The sequence below is a fragment of the Dactylosporangium darangshiense genome (assembly GCF_039537565.1).
Taxonomy (GTDB): Bacteria; Actinomycetota; Actinomycetes; order Mycobacteriales; family Micromonosporaceae; genus Dactylosporangium; species Dactylosporangium darangshiense.
The window spans coordinates 181,118-203,731 of record NZ_BAABAT010000001.1; the positions used below are offsets into that span (position 1 = coordinate 181,118).

Below are 22,614 nucleotides of genomic sequence, written 5' to 3' on the forward strand. Positions count from 1 at the left end.
GCGCGAGATCCGCAGGCGGAGAGGGGGCGACCACCATGCAGTCAGCAGTCACGTTGGCGCAGATCGCCCGATATGCGCAGGTGCGCCGCCCCAGCGTCAGCAACTGGCGGCGCCGACACGCTGACTTCCCGCCGCCGACTGGTGGGACGCGAGCGCAACCATTGTTCGACGCCGAACAAGTCGCCCAGTGGCTCGACCAACGACCAGCACTGGTCCGCGGCGCCGAACCAGCGACGTACGGCGACGTTTTCCGTGCAGGACTGCGCGCTGGCGACGCCGGCAACGGCGCGGAACTGGACGGGGACACCGTGGCGCACCTCGGTCTCGAACTCGTCGCGCTGCGGGTCGCTCACCAGGGGCCCCTGCCTACCGACCGGCGAGTCCTCGCGGACCTATGCACAGCGACCGAGACCGCGTACCCCGACCTCGCCGGACTGTTCGACCATGTACAAGCTGGAGACCACGACGTTCGTCCGCTTCTCGCCGATGTGGAGCGCTTGGTGTCCGAGGTCGGCGCGCCGGGTGCCGCCGAGGAGATCCTGGCGACGGCCCGCCGCCGCGGCTGGTCAGGCAGGCTTGGCGAAACCGCGCCCGAGATCTGCGACCTGGTTACGGGCATTGCCGGGGAGTTGCTTGGTAAGCCGTCCGACCCCGCCATCGCAGATCTCACGGCCGGACCTGGCCGCCTCCTGACGACGTTGTCGGCCGCCATCGGACCACGAGCGATCCATTACGCCGAAACAGATCCGGCCATGGCGAAGGTGCTGCGACTACGGCTGTTCTGCCACGGCCATCGCAACCTCGTGCCGCACCCGGACGGTGAGGCGACCACCGACTTCGCCGGTGCCGATGTCGCATTCGTAGACCCACCGTTTCAGCCGGGCGAGCATGAGCAACGCGATGAGCACCCACTGTCCTGGGCGGCGCGGGTGGTGGAGTGCCTCAGCGGCGATGGCATCGGCTTCGCGGTTGTACCCGAATGGACCCTGACCCGTGCCGCCATCGCACGCCGGCTGCCGGTCACCTGGACCCGGGAGCAGCTGATCCGGCGCGGGTGCGTCCGCGCGATCATTCAACTGCCACGGCACCTGCACCCATTCAACACCGGCGCCGACCTCGCGCTGCTGGTGCTGAACGCCGACGACGGCGACAGCACCCGGCAGGTGGTCATGTGCAACGCCGCAGCGATCCGGACGCGGTCAGACCAACCGTGGGTACAGCGGACCACAGACATGGTCTGCCGGCCGACGAGCGCCCGCGAGGCCGAACTATGCCGCACGTTCCCAGTCGCGAACCTCGTCGGCCGGCGCTCGCTGCTCCCGGCACACCTCCTGACGCCCGAGTCGACAGCGCCCGACGATTACCTCCTGGGAACGATCCGGGCACGAGAGTCGGCGATTTCGACATTCGCGACGAGCACCGACGGCCTGCCGGTTCTGCAACGGATCGCGGTTACGACCCGGACCGCCGGCACCAGTCGCCGAACCGTCGGCGAACTCCTGCGAGGTGGCCAGCTCATCCGCCTGCCCGGCCACCGCATCCCCGCTGGCGACCTCGGCGACAACGGCCAACGGGTCCTCGGCCGAGAAGAACTACTCGGGTTGGTACCGATTGGGCAGCGCCGTATCGACGTCGTGAACCTCGGCAAGTACAGCGCGGCGGCCATCACCGAACCTGGCGACGTGGTCATCATGGCTGGCGAGCGCCTGCAGGTCATGGTCGACGAGACCGGCGGCAGCGTGCTCCTCACCCCAGTCCAGGGCCTGCGCATCCCTGGCTATGTCAAACATTCTTCGGTGTACCGGGATGAGCCCCAACGAGCATGGATCGGCCCCCACGCACTGGCGGCCTTGCTCGGCGCGGCACGCAACGCAGCCCGAACCGGCACGCGTGTCCGCAGCACCAACCTGCAGCAGTTGGACATCCCGGTGCTGACTTCCGCCGAATACGATCACCTCGACGAAACGGCCTTGCTGTTGACGGAACTGGCCGAGCAGGCCCGCCGACAGGCGGCGGCATTGGACCTGGTAAGGCAGCAGCTCGCGACTAGCCTCGCCGCCGGAGCGTTGAGCCTGCGACTGAAACCAAGCACCACCACCCCGAACACCCGAGGAGACGACAGCCGTGCCACCACGCCAGCGTAAGAACGTCGAACCACAATCAGCCGATCTGAAAGACACCCTGTGGAAGGCGGCCGACAAGCTGCGCGGCAGCATGGACGCCGCCGAGTACAAGCACTTCGTCCTCGGCCTGATCTTCCTCAAGTACACCTCCGATGCCTTCGACGAACGTCGCACCCAGATCGAAGCCGAACTGGCGACCGAGGGCATCCCCGAGGCCAACCGTGCCAGCCTGTTGGAGGACCGGGACGAGTACACCGGTCGCGGCATCTTCTGGGTGCCGCCGGCCGCGCGCTGGGAGTCGTTAGCACACCGCGCCAAGACCGGCGCCGGCGAGACCAGCATCGGTCAACTGCTCGACAGCGCCATGAAGGCCGTCGGTGACGCCAACCCAGATCTGAAGGGCGCGCTCCCTCAGGGCCTCTTCAATGGCCGCGGCGTTGACGAGCGCCGCTTGGGCGAACTCGTCGACCTCATCCATAAACTCGGCTTCCTCAACCAGTTCAACCCCGACGGCACCCGCCGCAAGGCCCGAGACGTGCTCGGCGAGGTCTACGAGTACTGCCTGGAGAAGTTCGCGCTCGCCGAAGGCCGCCGCGGCGGCGAATACTTCACCCCGAAGAGCATTGTCAAGCTCATCGTCGAAATCCTCGAACCCCAGCCCGGCGAGCGCGTCTACGACCCCGCCTGCGGCTCGGGCGGCATGTTCGTCCAGGCCGAGAAGTTCATCGAAAGCCACGGCGGCAACGCCTTCGACATCTCCGTCTTCGGCCAGGAGCTCAACCAGAACACCTGGCGCCTGGCGAAGATGAACCTCGCCATCCACGGCATCGAAGCCAACCTCAGCACCCGCTGGGCCGACAGCTTCCACGAGGACCAGCACCCCGACCTACGCGCCGACGTGGTCATGGCTAATCCGCCGTTCAACATCTCCGACTGGGGCGGCGAGCGGCTGGTTATGGACCCCCGTTGGGAGTACGGCGTACCGCCGGTCGGCAACGCCAACTACGCGTGGCTTCAGCACATGGCTCATAAGCTCGCCCCCAAAAGTCGGGCCGGCATCGTGCTTGCCAATGGCTCTATGGCCAGCAAGCAATCCGGCGAGGGCGACATCCGACGCGCCATGATCGAAGGTGACCTGGTCGCCTGCATGGTCGCGCTGCCTGGTCAGCTCTTTCGATCCACCCAAATCCCGGCCTGCCTGTGGTTCCTCGCCCGTGACAAGAGTCCGCAAGGAGCGAAACGGCTCGTGGACCGTACCAACCAGGTCCTCTTTGTCGACGCCCGCAACATGGGCGTCATGGTTAACCGCACCGAGCGCGAGCTCACCGACGACGATATCCGCAAAATCAGAGCCACTTATCGCGCCTGGCGCGGCACCGACAAGACCATCGAGTACGCCGACATGCCCGGATTCTGCAAGTCAGCGAACCTGGACGAGATTCGTGAGCACGATTTTGTGCTTACTCCGGGACGGTACGTGGGAGCGGCCGAGGTCGAGTCCAACGATGACGAACCGATCGAGGAGAAGATCGCCCGTCTGGCCAAGGAACTCTACGCCGAGTTCGAGGAAGGCCGACGGCTGGAGCAGGCTGTTAAAACGAACCTGGAGAGACTGGGCTATGGTAACTAGCACAACCGGATCTAGTGCGCTACATATCCCAATGCTCCGTAATAGCCTACCCACCGGTTGGAGGTGGGCACGTCTCGACGATCTATGTGATGGTGTTTACGACTGTCCGCACTCAACACCCAAGCTCACCAACACTGGGCCATATGTTGTCCGCACTCAAGATATCGTCAGCGGCGTTTTCCGCACAGACCGAGCTGCGCGCGTCTCGGATGAAACATATCTAGAAAGAACCAGACGCGTGACCCCAACTCGAGGGGATTTGCTCTACAGTCGTGAAGGAACCTACTTCGGCATTGCAGCCGAGGTCCCACAGAGCACCCGCGTCTGCCTCGGCCAGAGAATGGTGTTGATTCGACCGAATTCCGAAACGCTTGACTTTCGGTTTCTGCGCCACTGGCTCAATTCACCTTTGATGGCCAGGCATATAAGCGGATTTAGGGACGGCTCTGTTGCGGAGCGACTCAACCTACCCACGATTCGGTCCCTGCCTGTCCTAGTTCCACCGATACTTGAGCAACACGCAATCGCTGAGGCACTGGGGACGCTGGACGACAAGATCGCAGTCAATGAGCGGATCGCCGCGACCTCGCGAGCACTAGGAATTGCCCAGTTTGACGCTGCCTGCGCGGCAGGATCGCGAAATGTGACAATTGGTTCCATCAGCTCGATGCTGCTCCGAGGCGGGGCACCAAGCTACACCGAGGATCCGGCGCAAACTACCGTGATCAACCAGAAGTGCATCCGCGGCGGCCGCGTTGACCTTGGCCCGGCACGTAAAACCGTCACTGCAAAAGTGCGATTGGACCGCATATTGCAGAAGGGCGACATGCTCGTGAATTCAACGGGCGTTGGAACACTCGGTCGGGTTGCCGTTTGGACACATGACATAACCGCCACGTGCGACTCGCACGTCACCATTGTGCGCCCCAATCCAGCCGCAATCCCTGTCATGGTTGGTGCGTACGCAATTCTGGCAGCCCAACCCGAGATTGAGCTACTCGGCGAAGGCAGTACGGGCCAGACGGAGCTGGGTCGAACGAAATTAGAGCAGCTTCCGGTTCAAGTCCCAGTCATTGAAGCTTGCGAAGCATTGGCCTCACAACTTTATAGGCTTGAGGAAAGGAGCAAGGCCGCCCTAGATGAAAATCAGACGCTCACCGAACTTCGGGACACTCTGCTCCCCCAGCTAATCTCGGGCGAGCTGCGGGTCGAGGAGAAGAACAGTTCGGCCTGAACGCGGTGTAATCTCTGCCCGCCCACATTCACGACTCCTGCCAGTCCTGCACCGCCTCGATAGAGGAGCCGGCGATGAATCCGTCAAATGATCCGATCTTTCCGCACGACGAGTCCGAGGCTCAGTGGGAGCTCGAGGTCAAAGAGCAGCTCGGCGACTGGTGGGTGCCGATGACCGGCGCCGAACTCGCGCCCACCCGCAAGGGCGACGGCGCTCGCCGGTTGTGGTCGGACTTGGTCTTGTACGACCGGCTTCGGGAGTCGATCGCCCGGGTCAATCCGCAGTTGCCTGCCGACGCCCTGGACGAAGTCGTCAACGAGTTCGAAAAGCGCACCTCGGCGGACGCGTTCACCGAGCGGTACCGAATCCACAGGCTCATCACACGCGGGGTGAAGGTCGCCTACGCCGATCCGGTCTCCGGCGAGAACCGGACGGACACCGCGTGGGTGATCGACTTCGTCGACCCATACACGAATGATCTCATCGCGGCAAATCAGGTAACCGTTAAGGACGATAAGCACAAGCGGCGCCTGGACTTGGTCACTTACGTGAACGGTCTGCCGTTGGCGGTGTTCGAGCTGAAGAAGGCCAGCGCCGCCGACGGCACGCGTGAAGCCTATGACCAGCTCATGACCTACCGGCGGGAGTTCGGCGCGACCGCGCTGGCGGTGCCGGTCTTCGCGGTTGCCACCGACGGCATTACCGCGCGGTTCGGCACGCTGTTCACGCCGTGGGAGCACATGGCGCCGTGGGATGTCGACGATGACGGCAAGCCGGTCGACGTCGCTGACGGCCGCGCGTTGGAGGTGCTGCTGGACGGCGCGTTCGAGCCACGCCGGTTCCTGGACCTGCTGACCAACTTCACCGCGTTCTCCCGGGAACGCGGCGGCGGCATCGACACCGTGCGGCTGGCGAAAGCACACCAGATGTACGCCGTGAACAAGGCGGTCGACAAGACGATCACCGCGGTCGGCGGCGACGGAAAGATCGGCGTGGTGTGGCATACCCAGGGCTCGGGCAAGAGCATGGAGATGGCGTACTACTCCGCCAAGGTGATGAAGGAACCGGCGCTGCGCAACCCGACGATCGTCGTGCTCACCGACCGGATCGACCTGGACAGCCAACTGTTTCTCACCTTCGCCGCCAGCGATCTGCTGCCGGAGACGCCGGTGCAGGCGGAGACAAAGGAACAGCTGATGCGGATGCTTGACCGCCCGTCGGGCGGGATCATCTTCACCACGCTACAGAAGTTCAACCGTTCCAAGGCGGACAGGGAAGCGCAGGTGGACTTTCCGCTGTTGTCCCGGCGCCGCAACGTGCTGGTAGTCGTCGACGAAGCGCACCGCAGCCATTACGACTTCCTCGACGGCTACGCGAAGAATCTGCACGACGCGCTGCCGCACGCAGCGTTCATCGCCTTCACCGGCACGCCGATCTCCAGTTCGGAGGCGAACACCCGCGCCGTCTTCGGTGACTACATCGACATCTACGACCTGACCCGTGCTGTCCGTGATGGTGCCACCGTCCGGGTGTACTACGAGAACCGGCACCTCCCGGTCCACCTGCCCGATGACGTCGACCCGATCGAGTTGGACGAGGAGGCCGAGGACCTCACGGTCGACCTCGACGAGGAGGAGGCCAAGCGCCTGCGGCGGAGGTTCGCGCAGTACGAGGATGTCGTCGGTCACGAGGACCGGCTGGCGAAGCTCGCGGCTGACATCGTCACGCACTGGGAAGAACGCCGCACCGAGATGGTCAAGCTGACCGGTAGGCCGGGTAAGGGAATGATCGTCTGTTACTCGCGGAAGATCGCCGCGAACCTGTACAAGGAAATCATCGCCCTGCGCCCGGACTGGGACAGGGACCCCGACGATGACGCCAGCGGCCTGATCAAGGTGGCCTACACCGGTTCCGCGAAGGACCAGGCGCCGATCGCCGAGCATGTCCGGTCGACGGGCGCGATCAAGAAGATCCAGCAACGCGCCACCGACGGCGACGACCCGTTGGAGCTGGTGATCGTGCAGTCGCTGTGGCTGACCGGCTTTGACTCGCCGCCGCTGCACACGATGTACCTGGACAAGCCCATGCGCGGCGCGGCGCTGATGCAGGCCCTGGCCCGGGTCAACCGGCGCTGGGGCGAGAAGCCCAGTGGCCTGGTGGTCGACTACCTCGGCATCGCCGACAGCCTCACCACTGCGCTGGCCGAATACACCAACACCGACTTCGACGAGAAGCCCATCGGCAAGGACATCAGCGCCGCCGTCGACATCGTGGTCGAGCTGCACGGGGTCATCGCCACGCAGTTGCACGGCATCAACTGGCGGGCCAAGCGTGACTCCGGACGCCATCGTGCCTTCTATCACGCGGCGCTCGACGTCGTGGACTACCTGCGCGCAGCTGAACCCGACCTCGAGGAGGGCCGGCCGACGCTCGCCGAGCGGTACACCGACGCGGCCCGCAAACTGGCCCGCGCGTTCAGCAACTGTCCGCGTGAAGAACGCCTCCGCCCACTGCGCGCTGACCTGGAGTTCTTCGAGGCGGTACGGCTGTATCTGGCCAAACTGCGTGCGGAGGAGCGCGCCGAGCGCGGCCTGGCCACGGCCGCGGACGTCGAGTTGGCCATCAGGCAGCTCACCGCGAGCGCGATCGCGGTCGATGAGGTCGTCGACATCTACGAGGCCGCGGGCATCCAGCGGCCGGACCTGTCGCATCTGGACGAGGACTTCATCCGCCGGCTTCGGGAGAGCCAGCGCCCGAACCTGGCCATCGAGGCGCTGCGCCGGGCTATCGAACGCGAGGTCCGCGCGGCCCACCCGCACAACGTGGTCGCCCAGGAAGGCTTCACCGAGAAGCTGCTGAAGACCATGCAGCGGTACACCTCAGGCGCCTTGACCGCGGCTGAAATCATCGCCGCGCTGGTCGACCTCGCCAAGGAGGTGTCCGCCGACCGCGGCAAGGCCGCCGAAATGGGCCTGACCGAGGACGAGTACGCCTTCTACACTGCCGTCGCGCAGAACCAGTCCGCGAAGGACCTCCTCGGAGACGCGGTACTTGGGCAGATCGCGAAGAGTCTCGTTGCAGCGCTTCAGGACCTGCCGGTCGACTGGTGGATCCGTGAACAGGCCCAGGCCCTGGTCCGCACCAGAATCAAGCGGCTGCTGGCCCTGCATGGTTATCCGCCCGACGCCAGCCCCGAGGCCGTCGAGCTCGTGTTGCGCCAGACCCGCACGTATGTGGAAGACCAGACGTAGTTCGACTTCGGACATGTATCGACGACTGACGGGACGAGCTAGGTAAGTCCAGACTCCGCAGTTACCACTTCACAGCCTCTTGCAGGAGGTACGGCAGGGCAAGCTGCAACTGCCGGACTTCCAGCGTGAGTACAAGTGGGGCGACGACCGGATCCGTTCGCTGCTGTCCACGCTGACATTGGGCCACCCGATGGGGGTGCTGATGATGCTGCTGACCGGCAACGATCGGGTGCGCTTCAAGCCCAAGGCGCTTGCGGGTGTGACCGCCGCCGAGACCGCCATACCCCAGCATCTGCTGCTCGATGGGCAGCAGCGTATGACGTCGCTGTTCCAGGCGCTCGGTCCGGGCGCTCGGTTCCGGGCGGCCGGTGGCGACCACCGACGCCCCGGCAAGCGGCTCTCCCGCTGGTACTACATGGACATCGCAAGGCGCTGGGTGACCCGGTGAACCGCGACGAGGCGATCGTCTCCGTGCCCGAGGACCGAGTGGTGCGTTCGGACTTCGGACGCACCATCGACCTGGACCTGCGCACGGCTGCGAACGAGCAGGCGGCCGGCATGTATCCGCTGTCCATCGCGTTCGACCGGGCCCGGTCCATGGAGTGGCTTCTGCAGTTCGCCGCTGCGGGCGCGGACCGGATGGTGGCGGTGCAACGGCTCACCGCCGAGATTCTCACCCGATGGGCGCGTACCTCATCCCGGCGATCGTCCTCGGCAAGGACACGACCAAAGAGGCCGTTTGCACGGTCTTCGAGAAGGTCAACTCGGGCGGGCTGCCACTCGACGTGTTCGAACTGCTGACCGCGACCTTCGCCGGCGACGCCGCGTACTTCGCCGAGCACGGCAACGACTTCCGCCTCAACGACGACTGGAAGACCACCAAGGCCCAGCTCGACCGTCACCTCGTGCTGCGGAGCCTGCGGTCCAGCGACTTCCTGCAGGCGGTCTGCCTGCTCACCACGTTGGAACGCCGTCAACAGGCCGACGCCGGCGGCGCAGCCGACCTCTCGGCGATCAGCGCCCGCCGTGCGGACATCCTCAAGCTGAACCTGAGCGACTATCTCAAATGGGCTCTCAAGATCCGTGAGGGTCTGGAATGGGCAGCGGGCTTCCTCTCGCGGGAGATGGTGTTCACCGACCGGGACCTGCCCTACCGCGCCCAACTCGTGCCGCTCGCGGTGTTGCGGGCCATCATGGGCGACTCGATCGTCGTCATCACCGTCAACCGACGCGTGCGTCAGTGGTACTGGTGCGGGGTGCTCGGGGAACTGTACGGCGGCGCCGCGGAGACGCGCTTCGCCCGTGACGTGGAGCAGGTGCCAGCCTGGGCGTCCGGCACCAGCACGATGGTCCCGGACACCGTCGCGCGAGCCGGGTTCCGCGAAAGCCGGCTGTTGTCACTCAAGACGCGCAACAGCTCCGCGTACAAGGGTCTCTACGCCCTGATGATCCGCAACGGGGCGTGCGACGGGAAGTACGCGAACGTGATTAGCCAAGCGACATTCGTCCCGCTCAAGATCGACATCCATCACGTGTTTCCGAAGGCGTGGTGCCTCAAGGCGGGCATCGCGTCGACCCGACGGGAGAGCATCGTCAACAAGACGCCCATCTCCTACGAGACCAACCGTTCGATCGGCGGGCGATCACCGGCGTTGTACCTCGCCAAGCTGGAGAAGGACACCGGGCTGCTGCCGGCCGAGTTGGACTCGATTCTCGCCGGCCACCACATCGACGCAGTGCCCCTGCGGAAGGTCGACTTCGACGCGTTCCTCACGCAGCGGATGGCGGCGATCGTGACCCTGATCGAGGAGGCGATGGGCCAGCACGTCGTCCGGGAACTGTCCAACCCCGACACCACTGGGGCCGTCGACGTCGAGGGGCCGGACAGCTTCGAGGTTGAGCTGGACGAACTCGAGGAAGTGGACGAGGACGCCGACGGCAAAGCTGCCTGACCCGTCCGTAGCGACTACGGCTGTGCATCAACGCTCCCCCGCGTCCCGCCCATGAGGAGTCAGGTGGACACCCTGGCGAGGAAATCCGCCAGAACAACGGTACTTTGACGCCGCGTGGTGACGCGGATGACGCCCAGACCGGCTAACTCGCACCGGTCCGCAAGCCCGGTGTCGCAGCGATTCGTTGATCTGCCAGCGGACGAAGCGGCTGCGCGCCTCCGCGGAACTGTCGCACCGAACCTGTGGACACCCGTGCTCGTCCGAGCGGGCGAACTCCTGGCTGGCAGGAACGGCGACGACAACCGATAACGATGGTTATCATTTCGAAAACTCCACCAACCCCGGATGCGATGGTCTGATGAGTAGACCTCCGCTGCTACCGCGAACGTCGGAGGCAGCGACGCACCCACCCATCCCCGGCTAACCACCGGGAACCTGGCGGGTGCGTCCGACTCACCGGGCCGTCGACCCGCAGCGACGCCACCAGCGCCGAGCGAATCACGTCGGCAGTTCGGCTGGCCGTCCGCGATGGCCAGCCGAACACCGAGCCGGCCCGGCATCTTCGCTTCCCTCGGAGATCGCCCGTGACCACCGAAAAGACCCTGTCCGAACTGCTCTTTGACCGAGTTACCGCCCCTTGCGTACCTGAGGGTGTCGCCCGGCTGGTGCTCGCCGCTTACACGAGCGAAGCAGCACTCCGCGCCGCCGCGAACGGTGCGTCCGACGAGTGGACCCTCGACCAGCCCCAACCCTCCAACCGCACCGAGCACCTCTATCTCTCCTCGATCGCGGTGGCCGGCTTCCGTGGCGTCGGGCCGAAAGCGACCCTGCCCCTGGACGCCCGATCCGGACTCACGCTGATTGTGGGACGCAACGGCTGCGGCAAGTCCAGCTTCGCCGAGGCGCTCGAACTCGCGCTCACCGGCGACAGCATCCGCTGGGCTGAACGCAACGGCGCGGTCTGGCGGGAAGGCTGGCGCAACCTGCACACCCCGGACCCGTGCAGCATCGAGATCTCGTTGCGAGCCGACGGGCAGGCCGACCCGATCCGGGTCGCCCGCCGCTGGCCGGATCCACGGGCAGGCTTGGACCAAGCGGTCTGCACCGTCGACCGGGGACGGCGGATCGCCGCGACCCCGGCCGAGCTCGGCTGGGACACGCCGCTGGGCACCTACCGGCCGTTCCTTACCGCCGCTGATTTCGGCCGGTTGCTGACCAGCCGTCCCAGCGAACTGCACGACGCGCTGCGCGCCATCCTCGGCCTGGACCCGCTCACCGAGACCGGTAAGCGACTCGCGGCGTTGGCCAAGGAGTACATGGAACGAGAGAAGTCGCTGCGGGACGACCGGACCAGGCTCTGCGCCGAACTCGCCACCAGCGGCGACGAGCGATGCCAGCAGGCGGCAGCCGTGCTCGCCGGTCGAAAGCTGGACGCCGCGGTCCTCGATGCAGTGGACGCTGTGCTGGCCTTGCCAACCGATGATGTGCCCGGTGGAGACGGAGACGCGTGTCGGCGGCTGCTGCAGGTGCAGCTCCCCGACGCCGCCGCGGTCGGCCGGCTTGCCGAAGAACTGCGGCAGGCCGGCGCAGCCGCCGTCGACCAGGCCACGGTGATCGCCGAGGCCTCCGACCGGGTCGCGCGCCTGCTGCAGTTGGCGCTCGCCCACCATGCAGAGACCGGCGACGCCACATGCCCGGTCTGCGAGACCGGCACGTTGGGCCCCGAGTGGCGGGCCGCCGCCACCGAAAGGGCGGCGGCGGCGCGCGAGCAGGCCGCGTCAGCGCGGGCCGCGACCGACCGCCTGGCGGATGCGCGCGCCGCCGCCCGCCGGTTGCTGACTTCGATCCCGATCCGGGAGGTACCTGCCCTCGACCTGACCCGGCTCCAGGCCGCCCAGGCCGCCTGGGCAGCGGTGCCGGATGATGCTGGACTGCTGGCCGACCACCTCGGCACGACGTTCCCGCCGCTGCTGGCGGCCCTGGAGGAGGCGCAGGGCGACGCCGTCGAGTGGCTTCGGCAGCGCCACGACACTTGGCGGCAGACCGCGGCCCGGCTGCAGGCCTGGCTGGATGCCGCCCGGGTCGTCTTCGCCGAGCAGTCGGTGACCCGCGAACTCAAGCAGGCGCAGGTCTGGCTGCGCGACGATCTCACCGACCTGTGCAACGCGCGACTTGCTCCGTTCGCTCTCAAGTCGCAAGAGATTTGGGCGCGGCTCCGCCAGCAGAGCAACGTCGCGCTCGACGCGATCCGCCTCGCTGGCTCGGGGACCGTTACGCAACGACGGGTGCAGTTCGATGTCAGCGTCGACGGCGCTGAGGGCGCGGCGGCGCTCGCCGTGATGAGCCAGGGTGAGCTGCAGGCCCTGGCCATGGCTGTGTTCCTGCCCCGAGCGTGCGGCGAGGAAAGCCCGTTCCGGTTCGTCGTCATCGACGACCCCGTCCAGAGCATGGACCCGTCCAAGGTGGATGGTCTGGCCCAGGTATTGGATGAACTGGCCGCCGACCGTCAGGTCGTCGTCTTCACCCACGACAACCGCCTGCCGGAGGCGGTCCGCCGCCTCGACATCGACGCGACCATCTGGGAGGTCCACCGGCGCAACGGCTCCGTCGTCACGGTGGAGCCTTCCACGGACCCGGTCGCTCGGCACCTCGATGACGCGTGGGCCATGGCCCGCACCGATGATCTGACCGAGCAGGTCCGCGGCCCGGTGGTGGCGGGGCTGTGCCGCTCGGCGGTCGAGGCCCGCTGCCAGGACCTGGTTCGTCGCCGCCGGATCGGTCGTGGCCAACCGCACGCCGACGTCGAGCGGCTTCTCGACGGACACGGCCCGATGCGTCTGCTTGCCCTGGCGCTCTTCGACGACCCGGACCGTGGCAGCGAGGTCTTCGCACGGCTGAACCGTCAGCTCGGCCCATGGGCTGCCGATGTTGTGCGCTCGGTCAAAGAGGGCACGCACGGCCGGTACCGCGGCGATCTCACCCGGATGATCAGCGACACCCGGCGACTGCTAAAGGAGGTGGCGACGTGAACCCGGACCCGCTCACATACCTCGATGCCAGCGACCGGCTGCTGGGCGGCTCGTCACGCGCCGCCGGGCCCGCCATGGGTGGCAGCGCGCGCGGCTGTGCGTGGCTGCTGCGGATCGCTCTGGAGTGCGCGATCGACGAGTACTGGCGACAAGCCAACCCGCCTGTGGAGGGCTGCCGCTCCCGGCGTGCCCAGTTTCTGTTGCTGCGCCGGTACGTCGGCGCCGTCACGGCTCGACGCGTGCGGTGCGCCTGGACCGAGCTGTCGCGTGCTGGGCACCACCACTGTTTCGACCTGGCGCCGTCGGCGGGCCAACTGGCCGCCCTCACCCAGGAGGTCGCCTCGCTAGTGTCGACCCTGGCGACCGCGACCGGCCCGTCCGAACAGAGGAGTACGACATGACAGGCGGTCGACGAGTTGACATAGGCAACGGTCGGGTGGAGGCCGCACGGCAATCGATGCCGGCTACGTGATAATCGCCTCGGCCGCGTCCGCCGCTCCGAGCTGGCTCGGTCAGCCGCTTGATGTCGCCCAGCCGGGATGTGCCATGGTCAGGTGCCCGCATGTCGCCGGGAATGGAACCGCGAGCTCGGCGGCTTGGGTCTCAGTTGCGTCGGCCAGCGTCGTGAGGGCTGCTTCGGTCGGTAGCGGCTGCGCATACACGTGACGCAGTACCGTCAACGCGAGTCCGATTCGGACCTGGGTGTTAGCTTCGCTCTTCGGCTCGTCGGCGAACATGGCCAGGCCACCACCTTGCGTCCGACGCTGTGCCGCTGTGCCTGGGCAAACTTTCCGCATCTTCGCCAGCGTCACCGTCGACGGCGTGTCCTTCCCTCACGCCCCCATGCAGTCACCTGAGCACAAGGCCGTGCCAACTGTCGCCGTGATAAATGGAGTTATCAAATCTCGCTGCCTCAAAGCTGACAAGCAGTCTTATCAAGGCAAGAAGTCGTTGCCTGCACCAGTTCTCGCTGTGATGGATCACGTCGCTGGCGGACCGGCGGCAAACCCCTGAGCGAAAGCGAGCACGTAGATGCGGAAGATCCATTTGGCGGGCCTGGCAGCTCTCACCGTCTTCTCGCTGGCCTGCGGCGCCGGCTCCGGTAACACGGGCTCGTCCGTGACTGGCGGCGACGGCAAGTCGGTCGAGGCGGCGGCCCCGCAGGAGAGCACGGCCGTTGCAAAGGTCGGCCAGACCGTCACCCTCACCCGCGATGGGCTCGGTGACAAGACGGTCGTTGACGTGACTGTGACGAACGCCCAGCAGAGCACCAAGGAGCCGGGCGACTACGGGAGCAAGCCCGAGCACGGTGTGTTCCTGGCGCTCGACGTGACGGTGGTCTGCAAGGAGGGCACGTACGACGCCAACCCGTTCAACTTCAAGTTCGTCGCCAAGGACGGCACTGTCTCGGAGGGTGCGTTCGCCTCCGGGTTCAAGCCGGCGCTGCACGCTACGGACCTGTCCGCCGGTCAGAAGGTCGCTGGAAAGATTGTCTTCGATGTGCCGCAGGCGGCCATTGCCGGCGGCCGCATCCAGATCGATGGCATCGGCCTCGACTACGACAAGCCGGCCGCGTACTGGGCCCTGTGAACCACCGCTGAGCCGCGCTACCGGTGATCGCACTGTCAGTGCGATCACCGCCTCCTCCTGGTCTTCATCACGGCGAGGACCAGCGCTCAAGGTTTGCGTAGCGTGTGGTCAGCAGGCCTGCGGGACAGGCACCTCCGTGCTCTGTCTCGTTCACCGCGCCCCCGCACGCTGGACGGGCGTCCTCCCAGAGCACATGGGTGCTTCATCGAGGAGGCCATCCAAGCGCGCATCCGCCGAGGATCGGTCCGGTTATCGCGGTGCTGCCAGTCCGCCCCCGAGGCAAGCTCATCGCTCCTTACCCGCCCGTGCTCACAGGAGACCCAATGCGACCGGACGAGTTCCTGAACGAACTGCACCTACTGCCTGTCGTCCTCCGCCAGCGCGCGGAAAGCCTCCAGCCGTACCTGAGGCTCAACCGTTGCCAGCCATGCCGGCAGATCAACGACGCGGTCCACCTCGCACTGATCGCCGCACGCTATGACGAACTCACCTCGGCGGCGCTGCAACTCGACGCCGCGGAGCAACTCGCTCAGGAACACGACAAGGGTCCAGCTGATGGCTGCCGGGCAAGCGGACGCCACGACGATGCAGGCCCCGGTCGCGGCGTGATCGCCCAGTGGTCACACGCAACCACCGACCTGACGGCCGCGACCGATGCGAGCTGGAAAGCCAGGAACGGAGGAATCGCCTACGTCATCAGCGACGGGCGCTTCGGCCTCCGCGGCCGGGGCAGCGACCATACTGACCCCACCGGCCCGTCACGCGTGCTGATCAACGAACTGCGTGCCGTCGAGTACCTGCTGTCCGGATTCACCACGCCGCCGAATCATCTCACCGTCCTCGTGGACAACACCACCGCGCTGTCCTACCTGCGTCGGTGGCAGCGAGGGGACACCTCCGCGATGCCGGCCGGATACGACCTTCGCCCACGCACGACCGGCGCCCCGCCAACACTCGTCCGCCTCGCCGCCCAGGTGACGCGCCTGCCCGGTGTGACGTTCCAACACGTCAAGGGACATACGGGTCATCCACTCAACGAAGCCGCCGATGCCCTATCATCTATGGCCCGCCGCCGGCTGCTCGAGCAGTTCGACCTGCATAGTCGGGCGCGGGACCTCGTCGACGCGTTCCTCCGCGACTGGCACGCCATCAAGGTCGCGGCCTGAGCCCGCGGCGATCGAAAATTCGGACGCCGGGTCGTGGATTTCATCCAGCCGGATATGCATCGGCGAGCGTCGGCTCAGCCGCCTGTTCGGCGAAGGGCACGCTGGTCGGCGCCGGAACCCCGTCCCGCGAGGGTTAGTGCGTCACCCGACTCGGCGGCTCCCGGCGCTACGGAACGCACGGCACAAGAGATAATCAGTCCATACCTCGCGGGGCTTTCCCTCCCGACACTTCAGGAGCCGACGATGGACGACGAGATTGAGCTGATCAGTGACGGCGATGGCCTGGCGGTCATCGGGAACCCGACGGCTGTCGAGCGCTTCCTCGACTCGGTGGGACTGCTGTCATTGTCGAAGGAGCTCGGATTGGACAGGCTCGGATCTGTCCTCGGCGCCGGGGCTGGAGTCATACAGGCAGCCTCCGAGATTGCCGCCAACTCAGGTCGGTACGTGAAGCTGACCAAGGAGTCCGCGCAGCTTGTCAATGAGTTCGGGCTGATGAAGACCAAGACGCGAGGCGTCAGCCATGCGATGTTGGGGAAACCGGGCTCGATTAGTAAGTGGCTCCAGATCGAGAACGGGCCAGGATCGCTTGTAACCAACCCGGCGCTTCTTTCTGGTGCCGCGGGGATCATGGCGCAGTTCGCGAGGCAGCATGAGATGAACGAGATCACCGAGCTTCTCACCACGATCGACGAGAAGCTCGACGACGTACGCCGCGCGCAGAGGGACGCCGTGCTGGCGAAGATGGACGGGGTCGCCTCCGCCATCAAGGAGGCCATGACCATCCGGGAGCATGTGGGCCGGGTCTCCGAGGTCGCGTGGTCGAAGGTGCAGGCCACGTCCGTGACGATCGCAGACACCCAGGCGTACGCGTTGCGTCAACTCGACGCACTCGCGGAGAAAATGGAGAGCAAGACCAAGGTCGGTGATCTCGCCAAGACGGCCAAGAAAATAGAGCGCGAGGTTGGGGTGTGGCTCGCTGTTCTGGCTCGTTGCTTCCAACTACAGGATGAGATTGCAGTCCTGGAACTCGACCGGGTGCTGGACGCATCTCCGGCTGATCTGAACGGGCATCGCCTCGCGCTGAGCGTTGCCCGGCAGGACCGGCGGGAACTCATCTTACGGAAGACCAAGTACCTGATGGACCGCATGGATGCGGCTGCTGGTACCGCCAACTCGAACGTGCTGCTGCACGCCACCACGTCCCGGGCTGTGGTGGACTCTATCAACCATGTCGGCATCGCCGTCGATGACTTCCACGGCCCACTCGGAATCGAGTCCGGTCGAGATTCATTGAAGGCGACCCGATGGTGGGACGCCGCTCGCGATCCGAGGCAGTTGAAGAACGCGGGCGCGGAGGCGGGGCGCATAGCGCTCGTAGGAGCATTCGGGGTGGGCCTGACGGCCGCGTCGGTCGTGGTGGCGAAGAAGGCGACGAAGAGCGGTGAATGAGCGTGGGTCATCAGCCGTGCGGGCTTCCCAGCCACTAGTTGAGTCCCTGCGTCTCTAAACCGCCTCATCTCAGGTGCAACACGTCTTTCAATAGAGAAGCCCGAATAGTCTGTATGGAATCGACGGACGCGGCTGGCGGGTCGGACCGGGAGGGCCGCCAAGAAGAGCCCCTGCACACGGCGGGCGGTGCCGGTGCATCTGACCGAGCGGCTGGTCGAAGACTCCTACGTCTCGCTCACGATCAGTGAAGCCGACTACCGCGACCTCGCCGCGAGAGTGGACGCGGCGTTCGACAAGCGATCCGTCGGACGCGACCAAGAGCTGGCCGACCTGACCTCGAACCCGGGCACGGCTGGAAGCGGAGAGCGACAAGCTGCTCGCCGTGCACTTCGCCGACGCCATCGACCTGCGGACGTTGAAGCGACACCAAGACCGCGTCAGAGCGGGGCTAGCGGACATCGACCGCCGCCTTGCGGCGCACGACGAGCACCACATCGGCGGGCGCGCGTTCCACGCAGTCTGCGGCTGCTCACTGACGGGCGTGGCCCGAACCCACCCAAACCTGCCGCAACGTCGCGTGATGCGGCACCGGCACCTCCAAGCCGAACCGTTCCGCGACGTACTGGCGGATCAGCCCGGTCCCGCGTCGTCATGGAGATCCGGGACCGGTGCCCGGTCTCGGCGTGCACCGCCCGGATCGCCTCCGCCACACGCTCGTCAACGCTCGGATGCCCACCGCTGGCGCGGACCAGCCGCCGGTCGATCAGCCCCGCCGTCACGTCTCGGCGCCACGCCGGCGCCATCCGCTTGCTCACGCGCCCAACCCGAGCAACGTGGTCAGCGGCCCGATCGTGCGTAACTCCGCGAACCTTCGCCCGGCGCCGCTCGCCCCAGCGTCGTGGACGCCGGGTCATAGCCCGTGCGTGGCTCACCTAGCTCGGCCCGCAGCATGCCCCGGTCTCGACCTCCCAGCAGATAAGCCTCGCGCAGCAGCACTAAGAACTCCTAACAGAATGATCAAGCTACGAGTCGTCAGTAGCAGATGATCGCGCAGGCCAGGCTCATGAACGCTTCGTGCATGTCGTCGCGGACTTCCCACCGCACCCGCAGCCGACGGAACCAGTGCAGCAGTGCCACGGTCTGCTCGACCACCCACCGATGCAACGGCAGAGTGCCGTGCTCATCGACGTGCTGCAGGAGCGTGCGGCCGGGCACGTACTCCATCGCCAGCCAGGACGTTCGGCGTAGGGATCAGCGTCCAAGAAGCGGGCGACCCGGTTGGTCCCAATCACCGTGCGGGCGATGAGCGCCTCGCGCTCGAAACGGGCTCTCGTGCTCGCGTCGAGGCGGTCGCCGCGGATGACCTTGACCGCCACCGGCGAGCCCGCCGGAGAATACGCGAGAAAGACTTCTCCCATGCCGCCAGCACCGAGTCGCCGAGCCACCGCAAAGCGACCGATTTGGGCCGGACTGTCATCCACGGGTCCTTACCTCGCCTTTCGCCTGGGCGACTCGTTGACTCACTGGCGACAGTCTGCCCGATTCACGCCCCTTGTTACGCCCCCGCAACAGTAAGTGCCCTGCCTCGCCTCGGAGTTACCGCATCTCATCAGTGCCGGGCGTGGCTTCGCGCTGCCTCACTCGGTCTTGGCGTAAATGAGCTCGCGATATGCCCGTACGACTGCCTCTACCTGGCCGGCCAGCAGCTCAGTCTGTTCCCCAGCGCCAATCGCGTGGGACGCGTCGTCGCGCAGCACCTCGTCGACGGCGCGCAGACGATCAGCGACACGTCGTTCAGCGATGAAGGCCTCGCCCACTTCAGCCGCCGCACGAAGTTGGGCACTCTTCATCTCCACCTCAGCGTCGAGCTCAGCCAGTAGCTTCCTTGCCTGAGCCTGTTTCGCGACAAGATCGCGGAATACGGAGCTGAAGGACGGCAGAGCAGCCTTGTCCTGCACCGTAAGCGAGGCCAGCGCCTTCCGAACCGCCTGACGACGTTCGAGCCGCTGTGCAAGGTCCCACAGCCCGTCCGTGAGCAGCGGGCCGACCTCTTGCTCGTCGATCAATCCCCGTAGCTCCGGCCATGTCGACGCGGCGCGTTCCGCTGTGGGCAGAATATGGAGAAATGTTCCGCCCTCCTTACTCGCATCGAGAAACACGTGGTCGCCGGGGTGCCGGCGCGCATATCTGGCATCAACGAACGCCGACGCGGAGGAAGGCGGCAGCGCACCACCGATAGCGATCGCAAATGCGACCACGAAGAGCACCAAGACCCAAGTCCAAGAGCCCATGCACGATGCTACGACCGCGCTCAGCAGGGCCAACGCGGCCAACGGCTTCGACCGCGCGGCGAGAGCGTTCAGTTCACCCCGGAAGCGGTCCGCTACAACGCGATTGGCATCTACTTCCACTACCCCGGCCCATTCCCGCCGGGCACACTTCCGCGACGTGTCCAGCGGCCAGCGGGCCACGATGACCTTCGTCCGGTCGGTCGCCACATAGAGCCGGGGTTTGACCTTGCGCAGAGCCACCGACACATCCCTCGTTCGTCTCCGCACAGACCGTATGCCGATACCACCTGGATCGCATCGGATTACGAGCCGGGATATCGATCAACCGGCGGAGCGCCGCCCAACGAACGTCCGAACTCGGCCGAAGCTGGTTGGTATACGGGCGGCTGGTCGGCCCTCGAGGCATGCATGACAGTCGCTTTCGGCGCGCCATCAAGCAGTCTTGAACACCGTGTCGACGTGCCACGCGAGGAACTCTCGATGCGGGCGGTCAGCTTTCCGCTCCGGAAGCACGATCTGCATGCCACTTCGGGAGTAGAACTCCTCGCCGTTGCCGAAGTCGTCACGCAGTCGAGGGCTGACCAGCAGTCGGTGCTTCGGATCGACGCTGAGATAGCCGCGGTCGAACATGATGTGCACATCGGAGCGCAGCAGCAGGCCGTTGTCGAGCCGGTGTTCCCCGCCTTTCGGCAGCGGCAGGATGTGTGCCGCCTGCAGCACCGGCCGGATCTTCGCACCAGTGATCGCGCAGCGGTGCTGGTAGGCGTCGAGCACGACGCCCTTGAACGCCTGCTGGCCGAGCCGCTGCGGTTGTAGCCGAGGATCGCCGTACACGGGTCCAGCGCGGTGCCACGGTGCGCCGAGATCGATCTCCACGTCGGTGCCGATCAGCCGGTGGAAGAGGTCCACGAAGTAGCCGGCATAGGCGCGCTCGGCGAGGTCATAGCCCTTGCCTTGCACGACGTTCGAAGCGAAGTCCGGCGGCGGCCCGGCGACAAGGTCAGCGTCGAAGAAGCGCGTATCCCGAATGAAAACGCACCCGATGACCGGGTCGTCGCGCGGCGAGATCGGCTCATTCCGGTAGCGACTGATAGCCTCGCGCATCTGTTGCTCGCTGGCAGCACCGTTGCCTTCGCCAAGCAGCTCCCACGCCTCGGAGATCGGCAAGCGTGCGAACCCGCTGAAGAAGCCGCCGCCGACGACGCGGTTGTGCGGATGGTGAGTCTTGAAGAAGAACGGTTCACCGACCTGGAGCGCGCGGAAGCCCTGAGCGCTCGCCGGCCGCCAGAAGTTGACCTCCTGTAGCTGCGGCCGGTCGGCGAGGAACTGGTACCAATTGCCGTCTGTCACCCCGACATAGGCCTTCACGACCAGATAGTTTGCCGCATGGAACCGGTTCGTCCGAGCACGGAAGCGCACAGCGCCCCATGCGGCGAGCCCAGAAGATCACGGCCTGACCCCGAACGGGCAGGTCAGAGGCTTGGTCGGGAGAGCCGACGGGGGGACTTGAACCCCCAACCTTCCGATTACAAGTCGGGTGCGCTGCCAGTTGCGCCACGTCGGCCGGAGAACTGATCGTAGCTGGTCTGGCCACAGGCGCGCTCGGCGGATACGGCTCGCAAAACCTCCCAAAACAGTGCTAAATCGGGCTCATCCCTTGGCATGAGGCGTGGGAGCGCTTACTGTTGCCGGTACTCCGCGCCGGCACCGCCGCTGGGCGGGGCGTACTTCTACTCGGATCGTCCGGCACGTTCCTGCCGGTGGAAGGTGGCTACCCCATGGCTACGGTCACGTACGCGAAGGCCTCCCGGATTTACCCGGGGACCCCGCGGCCCGCAGTTGACCAGCTTGACCTCGAGATCGGTGACGGCGAGTTCCTCGTGCTCGTCGGGCCGTCCGGGTGTGGCAAGTCGACGTCGCTGCGGATGCTCGCTGGGCTTGAGGATGTCGACAGCGGTGACATTCTCATCAACGACCGCAACGTTACGCACCTGCCGCCCAAGGCGCGCGACATCGCGATGGTGTTCCAGAACTACGCGCTGTACCCGCACATGACGGTGTACGAGAACATGGCGTTCGCGCTCAAGCTGCGTAAGACGCCGAAGCACGACATCGACCGTCGGGTGAAGGAAGCGGCCGCGATGCTGCAGCTCGAGGACTACCTCGGGCGGAAGCCGAAGGCGCTCTCCGGTGGTCAGCGTCAGCGTGTTGCCATGGGGCGCGCCATCGTGCGTGAGCCGCAGGTCTTCCTCATGGATGAGCCGCTGTCGAACCTCGACGCGAAGCTGCGTGTGCAGACGCGTTCGCAGATCGCGACGCTGCAGGCCAAGCTCGGCATCACCACCGTGTACGTGACCCACGACCAGGTCGAGGCCATGACGATGGGGCACCGGGTGGCCGTGCTCCTCGACGGCGTGCTGCAGCAGGTCGACTCGCCGCGTGCGCTGTACGACCGGCCGGCGAACGTGTTCGTCGCCGGGTTCATGGGGTCGCCGGCCATGAACATCAAGACCGTGCCGCTGACCGAGCAGGGTGGGCGCTTCGGCGACGTCATCCTGCCGCTGACCCGCGAGCAGATCACGGCCGCGCAGTCGGACGGGGCCAACGGGCGCGTCACCGTCGGGTTCCGGCCCGAGGACACGGACCTGGTCGGGCCGAACGACGGTGGCATCCCGATCGTCGTTGACCTGGTCGAGGAGCTCGGCTCCGACGCCTACGTGCACGGCACCGTGGCCCTCGAGGGCCAGGACGAGCGCTTCGTCGTGCGCGCCGACCCGCGTCGCACGCCGCGGCTGACCGAGATCGTGTACGTCCGGCCGCACGCCAACACGCACCACGCGTTCAACGCCGCGTCCGGTCTTCGGATCTGACCCAAGCAAAACCCGAGCAAAAAAGG

The 22,614-nt window shown here is 66.1% G+C and carries 17 protein-coding genes and 1 tRNA gene; 12 read left to right on the forward strand and 6 right to left on the reverse strand.

All coding sequences use genetic code 11. The features are described from left to right. Positions 1-41: 41 nt before the first annotated feature. Entirely contained in the window at positions 42-353 is a 312-nt protein-coding gene (locus ABD901_RS00765) for a hypothetical protein (protein ID WP_345120064.1), read from the reverse strand. 147 nt (positions 354-500) lie between these two features. Here ABD901_RS00765 and ABD901_RS00770 point away from each other — a divergent pair, with 147 nt between their 5' ends. From ABD901_RS00770 to ABD901_RS00805, 8 genes are all read left to right on the forward strand, one after another. After that, positions 501-2,144, forward strand: coding sequence for a class I SAM-dependent methyltransferase (locus tag ABD901_RS00770; RefSeq protein ID WP_345120066.1), 1,644 nt, complete (start codon positions 501-503; stop codon positions 2,142-2,144). Next, positions 2,125-3,753 carry a class I SAM-dependent DNA methyltransferase gene (locus ABD901_RS00775; protein ID WP_345120068.1) on the forward strand — a complete coding sequence of 543 codons (1,629 nt, stop codon included), beginning with the start codon at positions 2,125-2,127 and terminating at the stop codon, positions 3,751-3,753. Before ABD901_RS00770 ends, ABD901_RS00775 begins: the two co-directional genes overlap by 20 nt. A gap of 31 nt (positions 3,754-3,784) precedes the next feature. Next, entirely contained in the window at positions 3,785-4,987 is a 1,203-nt protein-coding gene (locus ABD901_RS00780) for a restriction endonuclease subunit S (protein WP_345120070.1), read from the forward strand. A gap of 170 nt (positions 4,988-5,157) precedes the next feature. Continuing rightward, entirely contained in the window at positions 5,158-8,238 is a 3,081-nt protein-coding gene (locus ABD901_RS00785; protein ID WP_345120072.1) for a type I restriction endonuclease subunit R, read from the forward strand. A 79-nt stretch (positions 8,239-8,317) separates the two neighbouring features. After that, positions 8,318-8,686: a DUF262 domain-containing protein gene (locus ABD901_RS00790; RefSeq protein ID WP_345120074.1), complete on the forward strand. Its 369-nt coding sequence runs from the start codon at positions 8,318-8,320 to the stop codon at positions 8,684-8,686. Between the two features lie 232 nt (positions 8,687-8,918). Then, on the forward strand, positions 8,919-10,190 hold the full coding sequence (locus ABD901_RS00795; RefSeq protein WP_345120077.1) for a hypothetical protein: 1,272 nt from the start codon (positions 8,919-8,921) through the stop codon (positions 10,188-10,190). A gap of 584 nt (positions 10,191-10,774) precedes the next feature. Continuing rightward, the gene (locus ABD901_RS00800) at positions 10,775-13,219 is read left to right on the forward strand and encodes an AAA family ATPase (protein ID WP_345120079.1); all 2,445 of its coding nucleotides are present in this window, start codon (positions 10,775-10,777) and stop codon (positions 13,217-13,219) included. After that, positions 13,216-13,620 carry a hypothetical protein gene (locus ABD901_RS00805; protein WP_345120081.1) on the forward strand — a complete coding sequence of 135 codons (405 nt, stop codon included), beginning with the start codon at positions 13,216-13,218 and terminating at the stop codon, positions 13,618-13,620. Before ABD901_RS00800 ends, ABD901_RS00805 begins: the two co-directional genes overlap by 4 nt. 111 nt (positions 13,621-13,731) lie before the next feature. Here the strand turns inward: ABD901_RS00805 and ABD901_RS00810 are convergent, their stop codons facing one another. Next, a complete protein-coding gene (locus ABD901_RS00810; RefSeq protein WP_345120083.1) occupies positions 13,732-13,956 on the reverse strand; it encodes a hypothetical protein in 225 nt (74 codons plus the stop codon). A gap of 310 nt (positions 13,957-14,266) precedes the next feature. Here ABD901_RS00810 and ABD901_RS00815 point away from each other — a divergent pair, with 310 nt between their 5' ends. The 3 genes from ABD901_RS00815 (at position 14,267) to ABD901_RS00825 (ending at position 17,427) form a co-directional block, all read left to right on the forward strand. Continuing rightward, the gene (locus ABD901_RS00815; RefSeq protein ID WP_345120085.1) at positions 14,267-14,809 is read left to right on the forward strand and encodes a DUF4352 domain-containing protein; all 543 of its coding nucleotides are present in this window, start codon (positions 14,267-14,269) and stop codon (positions 14,807-14,809) included. 323 nt (positions 14,810-15,132) lie between these two features. After that, entirely contained in the window at positions 15,133-15,975 is an 843-nt protein-coding gene (locus ABD901_RS00820; RefSeq protein WP_345120087.1) for a ribonuclease HI, read from the forward strand. Positions 15,976-16,218: 243 nt separating this feature from the next. Next, entirely contained in the window at positions 16,219-17,427 is a 1,209-nt protein-coding gene (locus tag ABD901_RS00825) for a hypothetical protein (protein ID WP_345120089.1), read from the forward strand. Between the two features lie 1,032 nt (positions 17,428-18,459). On the opposite strand, the gene ABD901_RS00830 is transcribed toward ABD901_RS00825, so the two are convergent. The 4 genes from ABD901_RS00830 to ABD901_RS00845 all read right to left on the reverse strand — a co-directional run bounded on the left by ABD901_RS00830 (position 18,460) and on the right by ABD901_RS00845 (position 21,282). Next, positions 18,460-18,651: a hypothetical protein gene (locus ABD901_RS00830; protein ID WP_380137292.1), complete on the reverse strand. Its 192-nt coding sequence runs from the start codon at positions 18,649-18,651 to the stop codon at positions 18,460-18,462. Positions 18,652-19,064: 413 nt separating this feature from the next. After that, a complete protein-coding gene (locus ABD901_RS00835; protein ID WP_345120091.1) occupies positions 19,065-19,958 on the reverse strand; it encodes a hypothetical protein in 894 nt (297 codons plus the stop codon). 192 nt (positions 19,959-20,150) lie between these two features. Further along, the gene (locus ABD901_RS00840) at positions 20,151-21,086 is read right to left on the reverse strand and encodes an HNH endonuclease (protein ID WP_345120093.1); all 936 of its coding nucleotides are present in this window, start codon (positions 21,084-21,086) and stop codon (positions 20,151-20,153) included. A 123-nt stretch (positions 21,087-21,209) separates the two neighbouring features. Then, positions 21,210-21,282: transfer RNA gene (locus ABD901_RS00845), tRNA-Thr, on the reverse strand. A 214-nt stretch (positions 21,283-21,496) separates the two neighbouring features. Here ABD901_RS00845 and ABD901_RS00850 point away from each other — a divergent pair. Then, positions 21,497-22,588: an ABC transporter ATP-binding protein gene (locus tag ABD901_RS00850; RefSeq protein WP_345120095.1), complete on the forward strand. Its 1,092-nt coding sequence runs from the start codon at positions 21,497-21,499 to the stop codon at positions 22,586-22,588. Positions 22,589-22,614 lie beyond the last annotated feature (26 nt).